At 72.4% G+C, this 16,661-nt stretch carries 15 protein-coding genes; 2 read left to right on the forward strand and 13 right to left on the reverse strand.

Features of this window, described 5'->3' with window-relative positions; genetic code table 11:
• Positions 1 to 88: 88 nt before the first annotated feature.
• The 9 genes from ABZ801_RS09485 to ffh all read right to left on the reverse strand — a co-directional run bounded on the left by ABZ801_RS09485 (position 89) and on the right by ffh (position 8,830).
• On the reverse strand, positions 89 to 403 hold the full coding sequence (locus tag ABZ801_RS09485) for a DUF2469 domain-containing protein (protein WP_360695005.1): 315 nt from the start codon (positions 401 to 403) through the stop codon (positions 89 to 91).
• A complete protein-coding gene (locus ABZ801_RS09490) occupies positions 400 to 1,140 on the reverse strand; it encodes a ribonuclease HII (RefSeq protein ID WP_344948082.1) in 741 nt (246 codons plus the stop codon). Before ABZ801_RS09490 ends, ABZ801_RS09485 begins: the two co-directional genes overlap by 4 nt.
• 1,037 nt (positions 1,141 to 2,177) lie before the next feature.
• On the reverse strand, positions 2,178 to 3,074 hold the full coding sequence (gene lepB, locus ABZ801_RS09495; protein WP_360695008.1) for a signal peptidase I: 897 nt from the start codon (positions 3,072 to 3,074) through the stop codon (positions 2,178 to 2,180).
• Between the two features lie 281 nt (positions 3,075 to 3,355).
• Positions 3,356 to 3,709 (reverse strand): 50S ribosomal protein L19, encoded by a 354-nt coding sequence (rplS, locus tag ABZ801_RS09500; RefSeq protein WP_344948076.1) that lies wholly within the window; start codon positions 3,707 to 3,709, stop codon positions 3,356 to 3,358.
• A gap of 130 nt (positions 3,710 to 3,839) precedes the next feature.
• Positions 3,840 to 4,625: a tRNA (guanosine(37)-N1)-methyltransferase TrmD gene (gene trmD, locus ABZ801_RS09505; protein WP_360695011.1), complete on the reverse strand. Its 786-nt coding sequence runs from the start codon at positions 4,623 to 4,625 to the stop codon at positions 3,840 to 3,842.
• A gap of 214 nt (positions 4,626 to 4,839) precedes the next feature.
• The gene (rimM, locus tag ABZ801_RS09510; protein WP_360695014.1) at positions 4,840 to 5,463 is read right to left on the reverse strand and encodes a ribosome maturation factor RimM; all 624 of its coding nucleotides are present in this window, start codon (positions 5,461 to 5,463) and stop codon (positions 4,840 to 4,842) included.
• 2 nt (positions 5,464 to 5,465) lie between these two features.
• The gene (locus tag ABZ801_RS09515) at positions 5,466 to 5,708 is read right to left on the reverse strand and encodes an RNA-binding protein (protein WP_067918821.1); all 243 of its coding nucleotides are present in this window, start codon (positions 5,706 to 5,708) and stop codon (positions 5,466 to 5,468) included.
• 2 nt (positions 5,709 to 5,710) lie between these two features.
• Complete coding sequence (gene rpsP, locus ABZ801_RS09520; protein ID WP_344948064.1) at positions 5,711 to 6,187, reverse strand: 30S ribosomal protein S16; 477 nt, start codon at positions 6,185 to 6,187, stop codon at positions 5,711 to 5,713.
• A 1,062-nt stretch (positions 6,188 to 7,249) separates the two neighbouring features.
• Complete coding sequence (gene ffh, locus ABZ801_RS09525; protein ID WP_360695018.1) at positions 7,250 to 8,830, reverse strand: signal recognition particle protein; 1,581 nt, start codon at positions 8,828 to 8,830, stop codon at positions 7,250 to 7,252.
• Positions 8,831 to 9,193: 363 nt separating this feature from the next.
• Between ffh and ABZ801_RS09530 the strand changes: the two genes are divergently transcribed.
• A complete protein-coding gene (locus ABZ801_RS09530; protein WP_360695021.1) occupies positions 9,194 to 9,922 on the forward strand; it encodes an RNA polymerase sigma factor in 729 nt (242 codons plus the stop codon).
• A gap of 50 nt (positions 9,923 to 9,972) precedes the next feature.
• Entirely contained in the window at positions 9,973 to 10,860 is an 888-nt protein-coding gene (locus ABZ801_RS09535) for a hypothetical protein (RefSeq protein ID WP_360695024.1), read from the forward strand.
• Between the two features lie 58 nt (positions 10,861 to 10,918).
• Here the strand turns inward: ABZ801_RS09535 and ABZ801_RS09540 are convergent, their stop codons facing one another.
• The 4 genes from ABZ801_RS09540 to ftsY all read right to left on the reverse strand — a co-directional run bounded on the left by ABZ801_RS09540 (position 10,919) and on the right by ftsY (position 16,530).
• On the reverse strand, positions 10,919 to 13,378 hold the full coding sequence (locus ABZ801_RS09540; protein ID WP_360695027.1) for a [protein-PII] uridylyltransferase: 2,460 nt from the start codon (positions 13,376 to 13,378) through the stop codon (positions 10,919 to 10,921).
• 8 nt (positions 13,379 to 13,386) lie between these two features.
• Complete coding sequence (locus ABZ801_RS09545; RefSeq protein ID WP_285493269.1) at positions 13,387 to 13,725, reverse strand: P-II family nitrogen regulator; 339 nt, start codon at positions 13,723 to 13,725, stop codon at positions 13,387 to 13,389.
• Positions 13,722 to 15,077, reverse strand: coding sequence for an ammonium transporter (locus tag ABZ801_RS09550; RefSeq protein ID WP_360695030.1), 1,356 nt, complete (start codon positions 15,075 to 15,077; stop codon positions 13,722 to 13,724). The genes ABZ801_RS09545 and ABZ801_RS09550 overlap by 4 nt, the downstream gene beginning before the upstream one ends.
• A 289-nt stretch (positions 15,078 to 15,366) precedes the next feature.
• Complete coding sequence (gene ftsY / locus ABZ801_RS09555; RefSeq protein WP_360695033.1) at positions 15,367 to 16,530, reverse strand: signal recognition particle-docking protein FtsY; 1,164 nt, start codon at positions 16,528 to 16,530, stop codon at positions 15,367 to 15,369.
• Positions 16,531 to 16,661: the final 131 nt, after the last annotated feature.

The following is a 16,661-nucleotide window of genomic DNA, read 5'->3' on the forward strand; positions in this document are numbered from 1 at the left end:
CAATCCACACCGCCCCCTGAAGCCCCTGACTCACTCCGAGATCACCTGAGCCTGTCCGCCGCATTCCCGACCCCCGCGGTCGGCACGGCTAGTGGTTGGCGGGCAGTTCGAAGTCGCTCTTGGAGAGTTCTTCGATGTTGACGTCCTTGAACGTGACGACCCGTACGTTCTTGACGAAGCGGGCAGGCCGATACATGTCCCACACCCAGGCGTCCTGCATGGTGACCTCGAAGAAGACCTCTCCGTTCTCGGAGCTGCGCACCTGCAGGTCGACCGAGTTGGTGAGGTAGAACCTGCGCTCGGTCTCCACCACGTAGGCGAACAGGCCGACGACGTCGCGGTACTCGCGATAGAGCTGCAGCTCCATCTCGGTCTCGTACTTCTCGAGATCCTCGGCGCTCACGCTCGTGCCCCTTCCGTCCGGCCTTCGCCGGGAATCTCCCCCACGGGGCCGTACCCGGCCTCCTCCCCCATGGCCTCCCCACCATTGTTACGCACGGCCCGCCCAACGTTCACGAAGGAGAACCGATGCTCCGGACACGGCCCGTACCTGGCCAGCGCAGCGGAGTGATCACGAGTCACGTACCCCTTGTGCACGTCGAAGCCGTACAGGGGATAGCGCTCGTGCAGGTCGATCATGATGCGGTCCCGGGTGACCTTGGCCACGATGGAGGCCGCCGCCACGCACGCCGCAACCTGGTCCCCCTTGATCACCGCCAGCCCGGGGACGTCCAGACCGGGAACGGCGAACCCGTCGCTCAGCACGTACGCGGGCCGCCGCTCCAGGGCCGCCAGCGCGCGTCGCATCCCCGTCACGTTGCACCGGTGCAGTCCCAGCCGGTCGACGTCGTGACATGGGACGATCAGGGCGCTCCACGCCACGGCCCGTTCGACGATCTCGGCGTACAGTTCCTCGCGTCGCGCCGGGGTGAGCAGCTTGGAGTCGGTCAGCCCCTCGATCCGTCCGCGTCGCCCGCCCGGCAGGATCACCGCGCCGACCACCAGCGGCCCCGCGCACGCACCGCGGCCCGCCTCGTCGACACCGGCCACCGGGCTGAAACCCGCGTGCTCCAGCGCCCGTTCGTAGCCGTACAACCCGGCGTCCCGGCGCGGTGTGAAGCGGAGTGGACGACCTCTCATGGTCCGCAGCGTACGTCGCCCGCGCCCACCGCTGCGCCCGGAATACGACTCAGACCCCCACCAGTCCCCCCTTCACGTCGCGACTTGCCGGATTCACACCACTCACTTGGCGAGCACCCCCTCCAGCAACGCCACCGTCTTCGCCGACGGGAAAGCCCAGCCTGACCGGCCAGCGGCTCCGTGGAGCCGGCGGCGGGTGTGCGTCTGGCGGCACTGCCAGAACTGCAGCACGCGTGCCCGCTGGCGGGAGCGTTGGCAGCGGCGCTGCCGGAACTGCAATACGCGTGCGAGCCGACGACGGGTATCGCGTTGCCGGCGCTGCCGAACTGCGGCACACGAACGAACCGACGACGGCTGTGGCGCATGGCGGCACTGCCGGAATTGAGTACGCGGGCGGGCTGGGGTCGCTGTGCCTCGCAGCAGCCGTTCGGCGACGCCAGCACGCTGGCATGGAACTCACGAGCCTTTGCCAGCGGGCAGCGCAGGTCGTCTGTGCCTCGCCTGGGAGGTGAAGCGATCAAGGAGTGGGAGCGCGGAACCCGGTGATGCCTGTGGGTTGTGGCGGAGAGAAGGGGTCAGCGGCGGCGCAGGCGGTGGCCGCGGCGGAGGTAAGTCATGGGGACCGCACCTGCGAGGCCCAAGGCGATCGGCGTCGCGGGGAGGACGTCCGCGGCGGCGTCGGCGGCGCCGCCGGAACTGTGGCATACGTGTGAACCGGCGGCGGATGTGGCCATTGGCGGCACTGCCGGAACCGCGGCACGGGAGCTGGTCAGCGCCAGGGCGTTGACGGTGCTGCCGGAAATGCGGCACGTGTGCCCGCCAGCAGGGGCGTTGGCGGCGGTGCTGCCGGGGTGTGGCAGTGGGTGGGCTGGGGGCGCTGTGGCTCGCGGCAGCCGTTTGGCGACGGCCGTACGTTTCTGGCTTGGAACGCACGAGCCTGTGCTGGCGCGCAGGCGTCTGTGCCTCGGCTGGGAGGGGAGGCGATCAGGGGCTGGGGGTGCGGAATCTGGTGCCTGTGGGGTGTGGTGGAGAGGAGGTCAGCGGCGGCGTAGGCGGTGGCGGCGGCGGAGGTAGGTGATGGGGACGGCACCTGCGAGACCCAGGGCGATCGGGGTCGCGGGAACGACGGCCGCGGCGGCGTGCAGGGCCGGTTGCTCGAAGGTCTTCGGGATCGGGAGGCTGCCGATGTGCCCGAAAGGCCAGACGATGACGAACGCGCGGCCGATGACGCGGTTGGTCGGGATGGTGCCGCCGCCGGGGTCGCCGCGGTGCGCCCGCGAGTCGGAGGAGACTTCACGATGATCGCCCATCACCCACAGCTGGCCGGGCTGCACCACGTGATCGAACGGCTCGTTGGACGGCTTGTTCTGCTCGCCCGTGACCGGGTCGGTGTACAGGTAGGAGCGCTCGTCCAGCGGCGTGCCGTTGACGGTGATGCGTCCCTGGGTGTCACAGCACTTGACGTGGTCGCCGGGCGTCCCGATGACGCGCTTGATGTAGTCCTTCTCGCCGGGCACCATGCCGAAGGTGCGGCCGATGCCGCGCAGCGCCCGGGAGACCGGGTTGCCCGGCTCCTGCACCTGCACCTCGGGATCCCAGGAGTCCAGGCCGTTGAAGACGACGATGTCGCCGCGCTCGATGTCCCGGGTGTGGTAGACGATCTTGTTGACGAGGACGCGGTCGCCGATCTGCAGGGTGTTCTCCATCGACGCCGACGGGATGTAGAACGCCTGCACCGCGAACGCCTTGATGATCAGGGCGAGGACCAGTGCCACCCCGATGAGGATCGGCAGTTCCTTCCAGAAAGAGCCCTGCTTGCGTTCCTTGCGGCCGCCGCTCTCCCCCTCGTCCGAGGACGTCTCGCCAGCGTCCTGCGCACCGGAGGTCACGGTCTGCTTGTCGTCGGGCACCGCGCCCTCGGCTTCCGATCGCACGTCTCTCCGATCGTCCTCGTCACTCATCCCAGCGCAAGCCTATCGGCGCGGACGCCGTCGCACCCCGCGCGCACGACCGTGTCGCGCCCGGCACGGCCGGACCCGACACCGAGTTCGCCGCCCAAGCGGGCGGCGCTCCGTTCACCTCGAAGGGTTCCTGAAACGACGCCCCGCCACAAGGCGAGTTCAAAGCGATTACCCGGAATTGAGAGGAAAATGCCGGAGGAAACAGGTCGGCGCCCCGGACCGCGGTCCGAGGCGCCGGGAAGTCGCGGAGGCGATCAGAAGTCGCGCTTCTCCTTGATGCGGGCCGCCTTGCCGCGCAGGTTGCGCAGGTAGTACAGCTTGGCCCGGCGGACGTCACCGCGGGTGACGACTTCCAGCTTCTCGATGTGCGGGCTGTTGATCGGCCAGGTGCGCTCGACACCGTACCCGCCCTTGCTCACCTTACGCACGGTGAAGGTCTCGCGGGCGCCGCCGCCCTGCCGGCGGATCACCACGCCCTCGAAGACCTGGATCCGGGTGACCTTGCCCTCGGTGATGCGCGCGTGCACCTTCACCGTGTCGCCCGGACGGAACGCCGGGTGGTCGGTGCGCAGCGTGGCCTGCTCGATCTCACGGATCAGGGTGTGCATGACAGCGGTTCCTCATGGTCATACGCGGCCGTCCGAGAGGCCCCGGAGGTGAGGTGGGGGCGTCGCGCCGCGCGAAATGGATCTTGATGGGAGTCTGTGTGCCGGACGCGTGCGCGCGCACGGCGACGATTCAGTGTGCCATATCTTCGTCGTTCACCGGAAAACCGGCCTCGGCCAGCACCCGGCGGTCGTGCGCGTCAAGTGTCGCGGGGTCCAGTTGCGCGGCCAGTTCCGGACGGTTGCGCACGGTGCGCCGCAGCGCCTCGTCGCGGCGCCAGCGGGCGATGGCGCCGTGGTGGCCCGACAGCAGGATCTCCGGTACGGAGCGGCCGCGCCAGACCGGTGGCTTGGTGTAGACGGGGCCCTCCAGCAGCGACTCCATCGCACCGGGGGCGAACGAGTCGTCGGCCACCGAGTCGGCGTTGCCGAGCACGCCGGGCAGCAGCCGGCCGACGGCCTCGACGATCACCAGCACCGCGACCTCGCCGCCGGCCAGCACGAAGTCGCCCAGGCTGACCTCGTCCACCGGCATGCGGGTGCGGGCCTCGTCCACCACACGCGAGTCGATGCCCTCGTACCGGCCGCACGCGAACAGCAGCCAGGGCTCGGCGGCCAGTTCGGCGGCCATCGCCTGGGTGAACGGACGGCCGCTCGGCGTGGGGACGATCAGCCGGGGGGCTGGGCCGCCGGGGGGCGCGATGGTGTCCAGCGCCTCTCCCCATGGTTCGGGTTTCATCACCATGCCGGGCCCGCCGCCGTAGGGGGTGTCGTCGACGGTGCGGTGCCGGTCATGGGTCCACTGCCGGAGGTCGTGCACGTGCACGTCGAGCAGGCCGGTGCGGCGCGCCTTGCCCAGGAGGGAGACGTCCAGCGGAGCGAAGTACTCCGGAAAGATCGTGACGATGTCGAGCTTCATCAGGCTTTTCGGTCGTGCCGGTTCACGGGGTCCCGACCGTTCTTCGCCCCGGAATCGGATGTGTCGTCCTACGTCGGCGGGCCCTTGATCGGCGGGCCTTTGGTACTCAGTGCGATGGTGGCCCTGTCGGTGCTGCCTCTTGATCGGACGGGGCGGCCGCGGCCCTCGGTGGGACGCCGCGCGGCCGGTGACCGACGGCGGCGGGCCGAGCCGCTCAGTCGAGGAGGCCGGGGGGCGGGTCGATGCGCAACCGCCCCCCGGGAACGTCCACCTCCGGAACCAGGGCGGCGACGAAGGGCACCAGCGCCTCGCCTCCGCCGGTCCGCCGCACCACGAGCAGATCCTGCCCGTGGTGCCGCACCTCGGCGACGGTGCCGACCTCGGTGCCGTCGACGGTGACCACGGCCAGCCCGATGAGCTCCTGGTCGTGGAACTCGTCGGGATCGGCCGAGGGGGGGATGTCAGAGGGATCGACGACGAGCCAGGTGCCGCGCAGTTCGTCTGCGGCGTCCCGGTCGTCGACCCCGGAGAAGCGCACGAGCAGCCGACCCGAGTGCCATCTGGCGTGCTCGACGGTCAGCGGACCGGCGGCCGCGGGGTCGGTGGCCAGCTCCGTACCCGGTGCGAACCGGCGATCGGGATCGTCGGTGCGCACGTCGACGGTGAGCTCGCCGCGAACCCCGTGCGGACGACCGACCCGGCCGATGACCAGCTGGTCGGCCGGCTCGGTGCCCGGACCGGCCGCCCCGGAGCCGGCACCGCGGGCCCGAGCGAAGCCGCCCGCGGGGCGCCGAGCAGGCGCCGCCGCCCCTGGGGCGCGGCCGGCGCGGGGTCGCATCGTCAGCGGACCTCGTGCAGGTCGAGCAGGTCCACGCGCACGTGCCGGCCCCCGGACAGGGCGCCGATCACGGTGCGCAGGGCCTTGGCGGTACGACCGCTGCGGCCGATGACCTTGCCCAGGTCGTCGGGGTGCACCCGCACCTCCAGAACCCGGCCGCCCCTGATCCTGCGGGCCTTCACCCGGACGTCGTCCGGATGCTCGACGATCCCGCGCACCAGGTGCTCGAGCGCTTCTTCGAGCACGTTTAGCCCTCGCTCTTAGCTTCGGTGTTGTCCTCGGCCTTGGCCGCGGCGTCCTCGGCCCGGTCCTCGCCCTTGCCCTTCTTGGGCTCGGACTTCTTCCGGGACCGCGCCGTCGTGGCGGCGGCCTCCTCCTCGCCGAGCGACTCCTTGACGGCGGCCTCGAACAGGGCCTTCTTGTCGGGCTTCGGCTCGGCCTGCTTGAGCGTGCCCTCGGCGCCGGGCTCGCCCTTGAACTTCTGCCAGTCGCCGGTGATCTTGAGGAGGTTGAGCACCGGCTCGGTCGGCTGCGCGCCGACGCCCAGCCAGTACTGCACCCGCTCGGAGTTCACCCGGATGAGCGAGGGCTCCTGCTTGGGCTGGTACAGGCCGATCTCCTCGATGGCCCGGCCGTCACGCTTGGTACGGGCATCGGCGACGACGATCCGGTACTGCGGGTTCCGGATCTTCCCCAGACGCTTGAGCTTGATCTTGACTGCCACGGGTGTGGTGTTCTCCAGACTTCATACAGGGCCGAGCGGGCCTCACCAGGTGGGGATACCGGCTACCGGCCGCTCCATGGACTCCGGCCGCCCAGGACGAGAGAGGGCGCCTGCGCGTATCCGGGTTTCCAGCCTGCCATTCTGCCAGACGATCGCCCCGATAACCCAATCGCGCCATGACACGCCGCCCACCCCGCCACTTCTCCCTCTCGGACCACATCCCTACCGCCGCCTTACCGCCCAGCCCGCACCATTTCGCTGTCGTCCGACAGTTTCAGGATTTGGCCGCAGACCCCTCTGTCCCGCCGCCGCTCCCACAGCCCGCAGAGGTCGCAGCGACTGCCGCAGCCGCCAGAACTCCCTCCCACACCGCCCACCCCATGGGGCCAGCGATCAACGAATCGACTCCAATGCCGTTTGATGCCGGCGCCCGGCACACCCGAGCAGCAGCAGGCCGCGCCACCCCCCATCGCCCCAGTCAGCTCCCCCAGCCCGGGAGTGGCGGCCGCACATGACCGTGCGGGGCAGGACGGGGTGGTCGAAGTCGCCGCCGGGGGCCGCAGGTCAGCCCCGGAAACGCCGATCAGCACGAAGTAGCCACGCGCCAAACCCAGCTCTCGCAAGACGACGAGGAACGCACCCTCCCGCACGCCATCTCCCGGACGGCGCGTGGTAGCCGCGCGCTGGCCCCAGCACACGGAAGACGACGAGGAAGGCACCGTCCCGCGCGCCATCGTCCTGTTCGGCGCCCCGGCGACCATGTTCCGGTAACCGCCACGTCTCACAACGCACCGGACCGCCAGTCGGTCGCGTAGCTCTTACACCCAGCAAGACGCCACCTGTGCCGTGCGGCTCCTTGCGGCGTGTACCAGGCCGCTGGCCGGGTCGTTACGGCGCGCCCTCGTGAGGGGGCTGCGCCGTCCACTCGGCGTCCCTGCCTGGGCCTGTAACGGGGCTAGCTGGGCGCCGGTGGGGTGCCTGGCCGCGTCTGGCTGCTGGGTTGTTGTCCTCTGGCGGTGGGTCCCTGGAGGTTACGGGAGGGGTTGCGCTACCGGGAGGTGGTTACTTCTTTTTGCGGTTTTGGAGTTTGCCCAGGTCCGGCATTTGGAAGCCGGGGGGCAGCTGGCCGCCCAGGCCCGGGGGCAGGGCGCCGGGGCCGCCCAGGCCGGGAGGCAGGCCCTGGGGGATGTTGCCGTCCGGAGTGGGGGCGGTGGGTTCCTTGGGGCCGCGGCCGGCAGCGGCGCGCTTGCGCGGGTCGCCGCTGCGCTGCTTGCCCTTCTTGTTCTTGGCCTTGGCCGCCTTGGCGGCCTTGCGGCGGCCGGGCATGCCGGGGAAGCCCATGCCGCCCGCCATCTGGCGGACCATCTTCTGGGCGTCGAAGAAGCGGGTCACCAGGCTGCTGACCTCGCCGACCGTGACGCCCGAGCCGCGGGCGATGCGGGCCCGGCGGGAGCCGTTGATGATCTTGGGGTTGGCGCGCTCCTGCGGGGTCATGGAGCGGATGATGGCGGCGACCCGGTCCAGGTCGCGGTCGTCGATCTGGCTGATCTGGTCGCGGACCTGCCCCATGCCCGGCATCATGCCGAGCAGGTTGCCGATCGGCCCGAGCTTGCGGATCATCATCATCTGCTCGAGGAAGTCCTCGAGGGTGAAGTCCTCGCCCGAGGCGAACTTCGTGGTCATCCGCTCGGTCTGGGCGGCGTCGAACGCCTGCTCGGCCTGCTCGATCAGGGTGAGGATGTCGCCCATGTCGAGGATGCGGCCGGCCATCCGGTCCGGGTGGAAGACGTTGAAGTCCTCCAGCTTCTCACCGGTGGAGGCGAACATGATCGGGCGGCCGGTGACGTGCCGCACCGACAGGGCGGCGCCGCCGCGGGCGTCGCCGTCGAGCTTGGTGAGCACGACCCCGTCGAAGCCGACGCCGTCGAGGAACGCCTGGGCGGTGGTCACCGCGTCCTGGCCGATCATCGCGTCGACGACGAAGAGGATCTCGTCCGGGCGGACGACGTCGCGGATGTCGGCGGCCTGCTGCATCATCTCGGCGTCGATGCCGAGCCGTCCGGCGGTGTCGATGACGACGACGTCGTGCTGGGCGTGCCGGGCGTGGTCGAGCGAGCGGCGCGCCACGTCGACCGGGTCGCCGACGCCGTTGCCGGGCTCGGGCGCGTACACCGCCGCCCCGGCGCGCTCGCCGACCACCTGCAACTGCTGGACGGCGTTGGGACGCTGCAGGTCGGCCGCGACCAGCAGCGGCGCGTGCCCCTCCTGCTTCAGCCAGCGGGCCAGCTTGCCGGCCAGCGTGGTCTTACCCGAACCCTGCAGACCCGCCAGCATGATCACGGTGGGCGGGTTCTTGGCGAAGCGGATCCGGCGGGTCTCGCCGCCGAGGATCTCGATGAGCTCCTCGTTGACGATCTTGACGACCTGCTGGGCGGGGTTCAGCGCCTGGGAGACCTCCGCGCCCCGGGCCCGTTCCTTGACCCGCGCGATGAAGTCCTTCACCACGGGCAGGGCAACGTCGGCCTCCAGCAGCGCGACACGGATCTCGCGGGCCGTCGCGTTGATGTCGGCCTCGGAGAGCCTGCCCTTGCTGCGCAGCGACGAGAAGACCGTCGTCAACCGGTCGGAGAGCGTCTCGAACACGTCTGGACCCGTCCTTGAAGCTTCTGGGATCGGTTATCAGGGTATCGGGTGAACGGCCGGCTCCTGCCCGGCCGGCGCGGCGCGGCCGCCCCTGGCCTGCGAGGCCGTCCGGAGCCCCGCCCAGAGCCCCCCACCCTCGGCCCGGACGGAGCGTCGTGGGAGCGTACGCCCACGTCACGGTGGCGTTGCTTTAGTCGGTGGTCCTTGCAACATAGCGGCCCTATCCGGAGACTTGGGTGCTCGACGTGAAGTGGTCCTTTCCCCGCGATGAGGGCGGACCGCCGCACGTCGTGCCCGACCGACCCCGAACCCCCATTCCGAGGATGCCTTGGTGAACACCTGGGCCCGGCCTCCCGGTCGCCCATGAGCAGACGTGGGAGGACCCGCCGCGTCGACCCGCACGACCAGGGGCTGGAGGCCGCGCTGCGCGCCGCGCAGGCCGGGGACGAGGCGGGGTTCCGGATGCTCTACCGGGACCTGCAGCCCCGGCTGCTGCGCTACCTGCGGGCGCTGGTCGGGGTGGAGGCCGAGGACGTGGCCGCGGACGCCTGGCTGCAGATCGCGCGCGACATCGGCTCGTTCGAGGGCGACTACGACCGGTTCCGGGGGTGGGCGTCGACCGTGGCGCGGCACCGGGCGCTGGACCACCTGCGCCGGGTCAGCCGCCGGCCGGACACCAGCGCGCAGATCGACGAGCTGGGCGATCTGGTGGGCGGCGACGACACCGAACGCGACGCCCTGGCGCGATTGTCCACGGACGCGGCGGTCGCGCTGATCGCGGGGCTGCCGCAGGACCAGGCCGAGGCGGTGCTGCTGCGCGTGGTGGTGGGCCTGGACGCCAAGGAGGCGGGACGGGTGCTGGGCAAGCGGCCCGGCGCGGTCCGCACCGCCGCGTACCGGGGTCTGCACCGGCTGGCCGAACGGCTCGCCGATCTGCCGGCCGGGAGCACCGCCCCGCCGGCCGAGCGTCCGCCCGCCCCCGGTGGGCCGGCCACGGGGCCGCCGGTGGACGCCGGGCGCAAGCGGCGGCGGGCGCGGCGGACCGTCGGGCCCGCCGAGGACCGGCGCGGCCCGACGGCCGGTCAGGCGTGAACGGGTCCGGGTGTGACAGCTCAAGGGGATGTGGCGCTGGAGAGAGTGAAATGAGTACGGGCAGCCAGGACTTCGACCGCGCCGCAGCGGAGCATTTGCTCGACGGCGCGGCGGACGGTCCGCACGCCGATCCCCTCGCCCGGCTCCTCGCCAGCGCCGCCGCGCCCGCCCAGGACTCGGAGCTGGCGGGCGAGGAGGCCGCCGTGGCCGCCTTCCGCGCCGCGTCCTCGGCGAGCGCCGCCGCGCCGCACGGGGCCGCCGCGCCGCACAGGGCCACGGCGTCGCACCGGGCGGGGCGGGGCCGTCCGCGGCTCGCCGGCGCGTTCACCGCGAAGATCGCTGCGGCGGTGCTGGTCACGGTGGTCGGCGGCGGGGTCGCGGTGGCGGCGGGGACGGGGACCCTGCCCCTGGGGCCCGCCGGTAAGGACACGTCCTCGTCCCGCAGACCGCCGTCCTCCCCGACCGCGCCCACGCCGGTTCCGCCGCGGCCGGGCGGCACGACGAACCCCTCCAAGGGGACGGCGGCCGACCCGAAACTGGTCGAGCAGTGCCGCGACTACGCGGGCCTGGACAACAACGACAAGGCGAAGGCGCTGCGTTCGCGGCGGTTCCACGACCTCGCCGAGGCGGCGGGCAGCAAGGGCCAGGTGGCCGGTTACTGCTCGCGGCTGCTGCGGCCGACGCCGCAGGGGAGCAACGGGGCGTCCACGCCGCGGAGCCCTGCGCAGAGCAGCCGTCCCCCCGTCGACACCAGGCCGACGGGCCGCGACGACAACAACGGCAACAAAAGGCCCACTAACACCCCGAGCCCCGGCTTCGGAGAGAAGCCCGATGGCGTCTCCCCGCACAGGCCGACCGGCCGTCCGTCGGGTTCCCACCGGCCTGGCCCGCGTCCCGACAAGCCCGGGTGGCCCGGACACGGGCCGGACGCCCCCTGAGCCGGGTGGGGAGGCGGCTGTGCCCCCGAAGCCGCCTCCCCACCCCCTGACGGTGGTGTCAGCGCAGCGCGGCCAGGACGTGTCGGCGTACCGATACCAGGGCGTCGGGGTCGGTGAGGGGGCGTCCCTGCGAATCGACGACGTAGAAGACGTCCACCGCCTCGGCGCCGAGCGTGTCGACCTGGGCGGCGCGCACGAACAGGCCGCACTCCCCTAGGGCCTGCCCGATCCGCCACAGCAGGCCCGGGCGGTCGTGGGCGCGGACCTCCACGACGGTGGCGGTGCTGGACGCGTCGTGGACGATGCCGACGCGCGGGGGCGGCACGGTGATGCCGGGACGGACCCGCATGGACCGCGCACGCCGTTCCAGGCGTTCGGCCACGTCGAGCCGGTCGGCGAGCATGCGCCGCAGGTCGGCTTCCAGCGCGGCGGGGTCGGGCGGTGTGCCGTACTCGGGGACGGCCGTGAAGTCCAGGACGGCGGTGTCGCGGGACGAGGCCGAGGGGGACGACACGGTTCGGGCCGAACGTACGACGAGCCTGTGCAGGGCCAGCACGCCCGCCGCGCGCCACAGCAGCCCGGGGCGGTCGGGGGCGGCGATGGTGACGCGCGACCCCGCGATGCGCACCGCGCCCCCGTCGTGGCGGGCCAGAGCCAGGGTTTCGGGGCCGAGCACAGGGGCGGGGGGCGGCGTCCCCCCGGACAGGGCGGCGGCGGTGCGGCGGGACAGCTCGGCCACCTGCCGGGCCTTCCAGCTCCCCCAGGCGGACGGGCCGGTGGCCTTGGCGTCGGCGACCGCCAGCGCCGACAGCAGCTCAAGGGTTTCGCGTTCCCGTCCCGGAACGGCCTCCAGCGCCCTGGTGACGGCCTGGACGGTGGCGGGGTCGTCGATGTCGCGGCGGGTGGCGGTGTCGGGCAGCAGCAGGTGATGCCGGACGAGGGTCTCCAGCACGCGCACGTCGCCGTCCGCGAAGCCCATCCGGGCGCCCAGGTCGCGGGCCACGACGGCGCCGCCGGCCGAGTGGTCTCCGGGCCAGCCCTTGCCGATGTCGTGCAGCAGGGCGCCCACCAGCAGCAGGTCGGGCCGGGCGACCTCGCGGGTGAGCGCGGCGGCCTCGGCGGCGGCCTCCACCAGGTGCCGGTCGACGGTGAAGCGGTGGAACGGGTTGCGCTGTGGCCGGTTGCGGACGCGTTCCCAGTCGGGGATGAGCCGGACGATCAGCCCGGCCTGGTCCAGGGCCTCCCACACGCCGATGGCGGCGCCGCCCGCCCCCAGCAGGGCGACGAGGGCGTCGCGGGCCGCGTCGGGCCAGGGCGCGGACGGCAGCGCGGCGCGTTCGGCGAGCCGGTCGACCGTGGCGGGGGCCAGCGGCAGGCCCGCCTGGGCCGCCGCGGCGGCGACGCGCAGCACCAGGGCGGGGTCGTCGAGGTCGGCGCCCCGGGCGAGGACGACCTCGCCGTCGTGCTCGACGGCGCCGTCCCCCACCGGCTTGCGCTCCACCCCGCGCGCCACGCCGCGTCCCGGCGCCCGCCCGGCGCCCGCCCCGGCGCTCATCGCCGGGCCGGGACGGACCTCGGTCTCGGCGGCGGGCGGCAGTGAGCGCGGGGTGCCGGTGCCGCGGCGGGAGGCGCAGAAGCGTTCGACGCGGCGCCACAGGTCGTCGCCCGCGTAGGTGATCGTCCGGGCGGCCTCGGCGACGGCGCGCAGCAGCACGTCGGCGTCGAGGAGGCCGAGGGTGTGCGCGACCGGTTCGTGCTCCTGGAGGACCAGCCGGTCGGTGGCGCGGCCGGTGACCTCGTGCAGCGCGTGCCGGACGTCCAGCAGCAGGCCGTGGGCGGCGCGGACGCGCTCGCCGGGCGCCGACGCCACCCAGGACGCCGCGACCGCCTGCATGACGTGCACGTCGCGCAGCCCGCCGTGCGCCTCCTTGACGTCGGGTTCCAGCAGGAACGCCAGCTCCCCCTGGGACCGCCAGCGCTCGCGGCACATGCCCGCCAGCTCGGCCAGCCGCCGGCCGGCGTCGGCCCGCCAGTCGGCCAGCACGGCGGCGCGCAGCTCGCCGACCAGGGCGCGGTCGCCGGCGATCGGACGGGCCGACAGCAGCCCGAGCGCCGCCTTCATGTCGGCGCGCGCCACGGCCCGCGCCTCGGTCACCGTGCGCACCGAGTGGTCCAGCCGCAGTCCCGCGTCCCAGATCGGATACCAGACCCGGTCGGCGATGTCGGCGATCTCGGGGTGGCCGTCGTGCACCAGCACCAGGTCCAGGTCGCCGCCAGGGGTCAGCTCGCGGCGGGCGTGGCTGCCCACCGCCAGCAGGGCCACCCCCCGCGCGGGGGCGTCCCGGTGCGGCACGCGCTCCCTCGCCAACAGACCGGTCAGCCAGCGGTCCAGCTCGTCGGCGCGCGCGGCCCGCGCAGCCGCCAGTGCTGCGCGGGCCGTGTCCGTGGTGCCGCCCGTGCCGGTCGCCGAACGGGTCTCCTCGATCTCTCCCCCGGATGTTCCGTGAACGAGGGCCACGCGGTGACCTACAGGGCCTCGGGGCCGGTCTCGCCGGTGCGCACGCGCACGACGGTCTCCACCGGGACGGCCCACACCTTGCCGTCGCCGATCTTGCCGGTCTGCGCGGCCTTGACGACCACGTCGATGACGTCGGCGGCGTCCTCGTCGTCGACGAGGATCTCCACGCGCAGCTTGGGCACCAGGTCGACCTTGTACTCGGCGCCCCGGTACACCTCGGTGTGCCCCTTCTGGCGGCCGTAGCCGCTGGCCTCGCTGACGGTCAGCCCCTTGACCCCGAAGGTCTCCAGGGCCGCCTTCACCTCGTCCAGCTTGAACGGCTTGATGACAGCGGTGACCAGCTTCATGCGTCGGCCTGCACCTTCTTGGTCGAAGCGGCGCCGCCCTCGGAGACGGCGGGGGACTTGTGGGACGCGGCCGCGGCCAGCGACGTCCCGGACGGCACACCGCCGAAATCGTAGGCGGTCTCGGCGTGCGTGGCGGTGTCGATCCCGCTGAGCTCCTCGTCCTCGGGGATCCGGAAGCCCATGACCAGGTCGATGACCTTGGCGATGACGAACGTCGCCACGAACGAGTAGGCGAGGGTGGCCACGACGGCCACCGCCTGCTTGCCCAGCAGGCCGAGCCCGCCGCCCGCCAGCAGCCCGTCGGCGCCGGCGTCGTTGACGGCCGTGGTGGCCAGGACGCCGATCAGCAGCGCGCCGACGATGCCGCCGACCATGTGGACGCCGACGACGTCCAGCGAGTCGTCGTAGCCCAGCTTGTACTTCAGGCCGACCGCGAACGCGCACACCGCGCCGGCGACCAGGCCGAGCGCGATCGCGCCGATCGGCGTGACGAACGCGCAGGCCGGGGTGATGGCGACCAGGCCCGCGACGATGCCGGAGGCCATGCCCAGCGTGGTGAACGCGCCGTCGCGCAGCTTCTCGACCACGATCCAGGCGAACCCGGCGGCGCAGGTGGCGACCATGGTGTTGATGAACGCCACCGCGGCGGTCTCGTTGGCGGCCAGCGCGGACCCGGCGTTGAACCCGAACCAGCCGAACCACAGCAGCGCGGCGCCCAGCAGCACGAACGGCAGGTTGTGCGGGCGGCTCGGCTCCTTCGGCCAGTTCTTGCGCCTGCCGAGGACCAGGGCGAGCGCCAGGGCCGCGACACCGGAGTTGATGTGCACCACCGTCCCGCCGGCGAAGTCCAGCGCTCCCAGGTCGAAGATCCACCCGGCCTTGTCGTCGCCGTTGGACCACCACACCCAGTGCGCGATCGGCAGGTACACCAGGGTCGCCCACACCACGGTGAACACCAGCCAGGCGCCGAACTTGGCGCGGTCGGCCACCGCGCCGCTGATCAGCGCGACGGTGATGATGGCGAACGTCGCCTGGAAGGCCACGAACACCAGCTGCGGGATGCCCGAGCCGTCGTCGGCCGTGGCCGCCTTCTCCAGCCCGACCAGGCCCGCGTCGCCGAATCCCCCGATGAACGAGCTGAGCCCCCCTCCGTCGCCGAAGGCGAGCGAGTAGCCGTACACGACCCAGATCATCCCCACCACGGCGATGCTGGCGAAGCTCATCATCATCATGTTGAGCACGCTCTTGGCCCGGCTCATGCCGCCGTAGAAGAAGGCCACTCCGGGCGTCATGAGCAGCACGAGCGCCGTGCTCACCAGCATCCAGGCGGTACTGCCGCTATCGATCTTCATCTCGGGGAGAGTCCCTCCTCGACACGGAACTTGGACTGCTCAGAGCGTGTTAGGAAGCCGTTTCACCCGAAAGGCCCTTGTGTTTCTACGGTGTGAAACCCGCCACAGGGATGTTTCTGAAGTGTTTCGAAACCCTCACCGGCCGTTGTTTCGCGTTTTCCGGCCGTCTTCGACGGACGTAACACGCCTTGACAGGCGTCCGAAACCAGCAAAGAAGAACGCCCCAGCGGCACCTGTGGTGCCACTGGGGCGTATGTGACGGAATCGTTCCGGCGGACGGAGCGCCGGCTCAGTCCCCGAGAATGGCGTCGACGAACGCCTCGGGCTCGAACGGGGCGAGGTCGTCGGGCCCCTCGCCCAGCCCCACCAGCTTGACCGGGACGCCGAGCTCGCGCTGCACCTGCACGACGATGCCGCCCTTGGCGGTGCCGTCCAGCTTGGTGAGCACGATGCCGGTGACGTTGACGACCTCGGCGAACACGCGGGCCTGCTGCAGGCCGTTCTGGCCGGTGGTGGCGTCCAGCACCAGCAGCACCTCGTCCACCTCGGCCTGCTTCTCCACCACGCGCTTGACCTTGCCGAGCTCGTCCATCAGCCCGGTCTTGGTGTGCAGGCGCCCGGCGGTGTCGACGATCACCGTGTCGACCTTGGTGTCGATGCCGGTCTTGACGGCCTCGAACGCGACGCTGGCGGGGTCGGCGCCCTCGTCGCGGCGCACCACCTCGGCGCCCACCCGCGAGCCCCACGTCACCAGCTGGTCGGCGGCGGCGGCGCGGAAGGTGTCGGCGGCGCCGAGCACCACGCTGTTGCCGTCGCCGACCAGCACCCGGGCCAGCTTGCCGCAGGTGGTGGTCTTGCCGGTGCCGTTGACGCCGACGACCAGCAGCACCGCCGGGCGGTTGCCGTGCCGCGCGGTGCGCAGCGAGCGGTCCAGGTCCGGGCCGATCTGCTTGACCAGCTCCTCCTTGAGCAGGGCGCGCACCTCCTCGGGGGTGCGGGCGCCCAGCACCTGCACGCGGGTGCGCAGGTCGTCGGTGATCTGCCGGGCCACGCTCACGCCGATGTCGGCGCCGATGAGCGTGTCCTCGATCTCCTCCCAGGCGTCCTCGTCCAGCGTCTCGCGCGACAGCAGGCCGAGCAGGGTGCGGCCGAAGGCGTTCTGCGACCGGGCCAGCCGCGCCCGCAGCCGCACCAGCCGTCCCGCCGACGGCGGCGGGACCTCGATCTCGGGCTTGGGCGGGGCGGGCGGCGCCTCCACCGGCGGCGCGCGCTCAAGCGTCGTCGCCGCCCGATCCTCCTCCTCGACGGTGACGGTGCCGGCGCCCGTCACGGTGGGCGGCGCCGGAGGCTCGACGGGCGGGCGGGGCTTGCGGCGGCCGGGCCGCAAGAACAACACGCCGCCCACGACGAGCGCGAGGACGGTCAGCCCGGCGATGAGGATCAGATACTCCATAGCGTCCCCAGTTTTCCAGACCGGCGCCGATGCGCCGACCACCGGTCCACTACCCGCCCTGGGCGTCCCTCCTCCCGTCGGCTCACGGTCATCCGGCCGTCTCGTCCGGGACAGGCCAGGCGGGCAGGGCG

The organism is Actinomadura sp. NPDC047616 (assembly GCF_040642915.1).
GTDB lineage: Bacteria > Actinomycetota > Actinomycetes > Streptosporangiales > Streptosporangiaceae > Spirillospora > Spirillospora miaoliensis.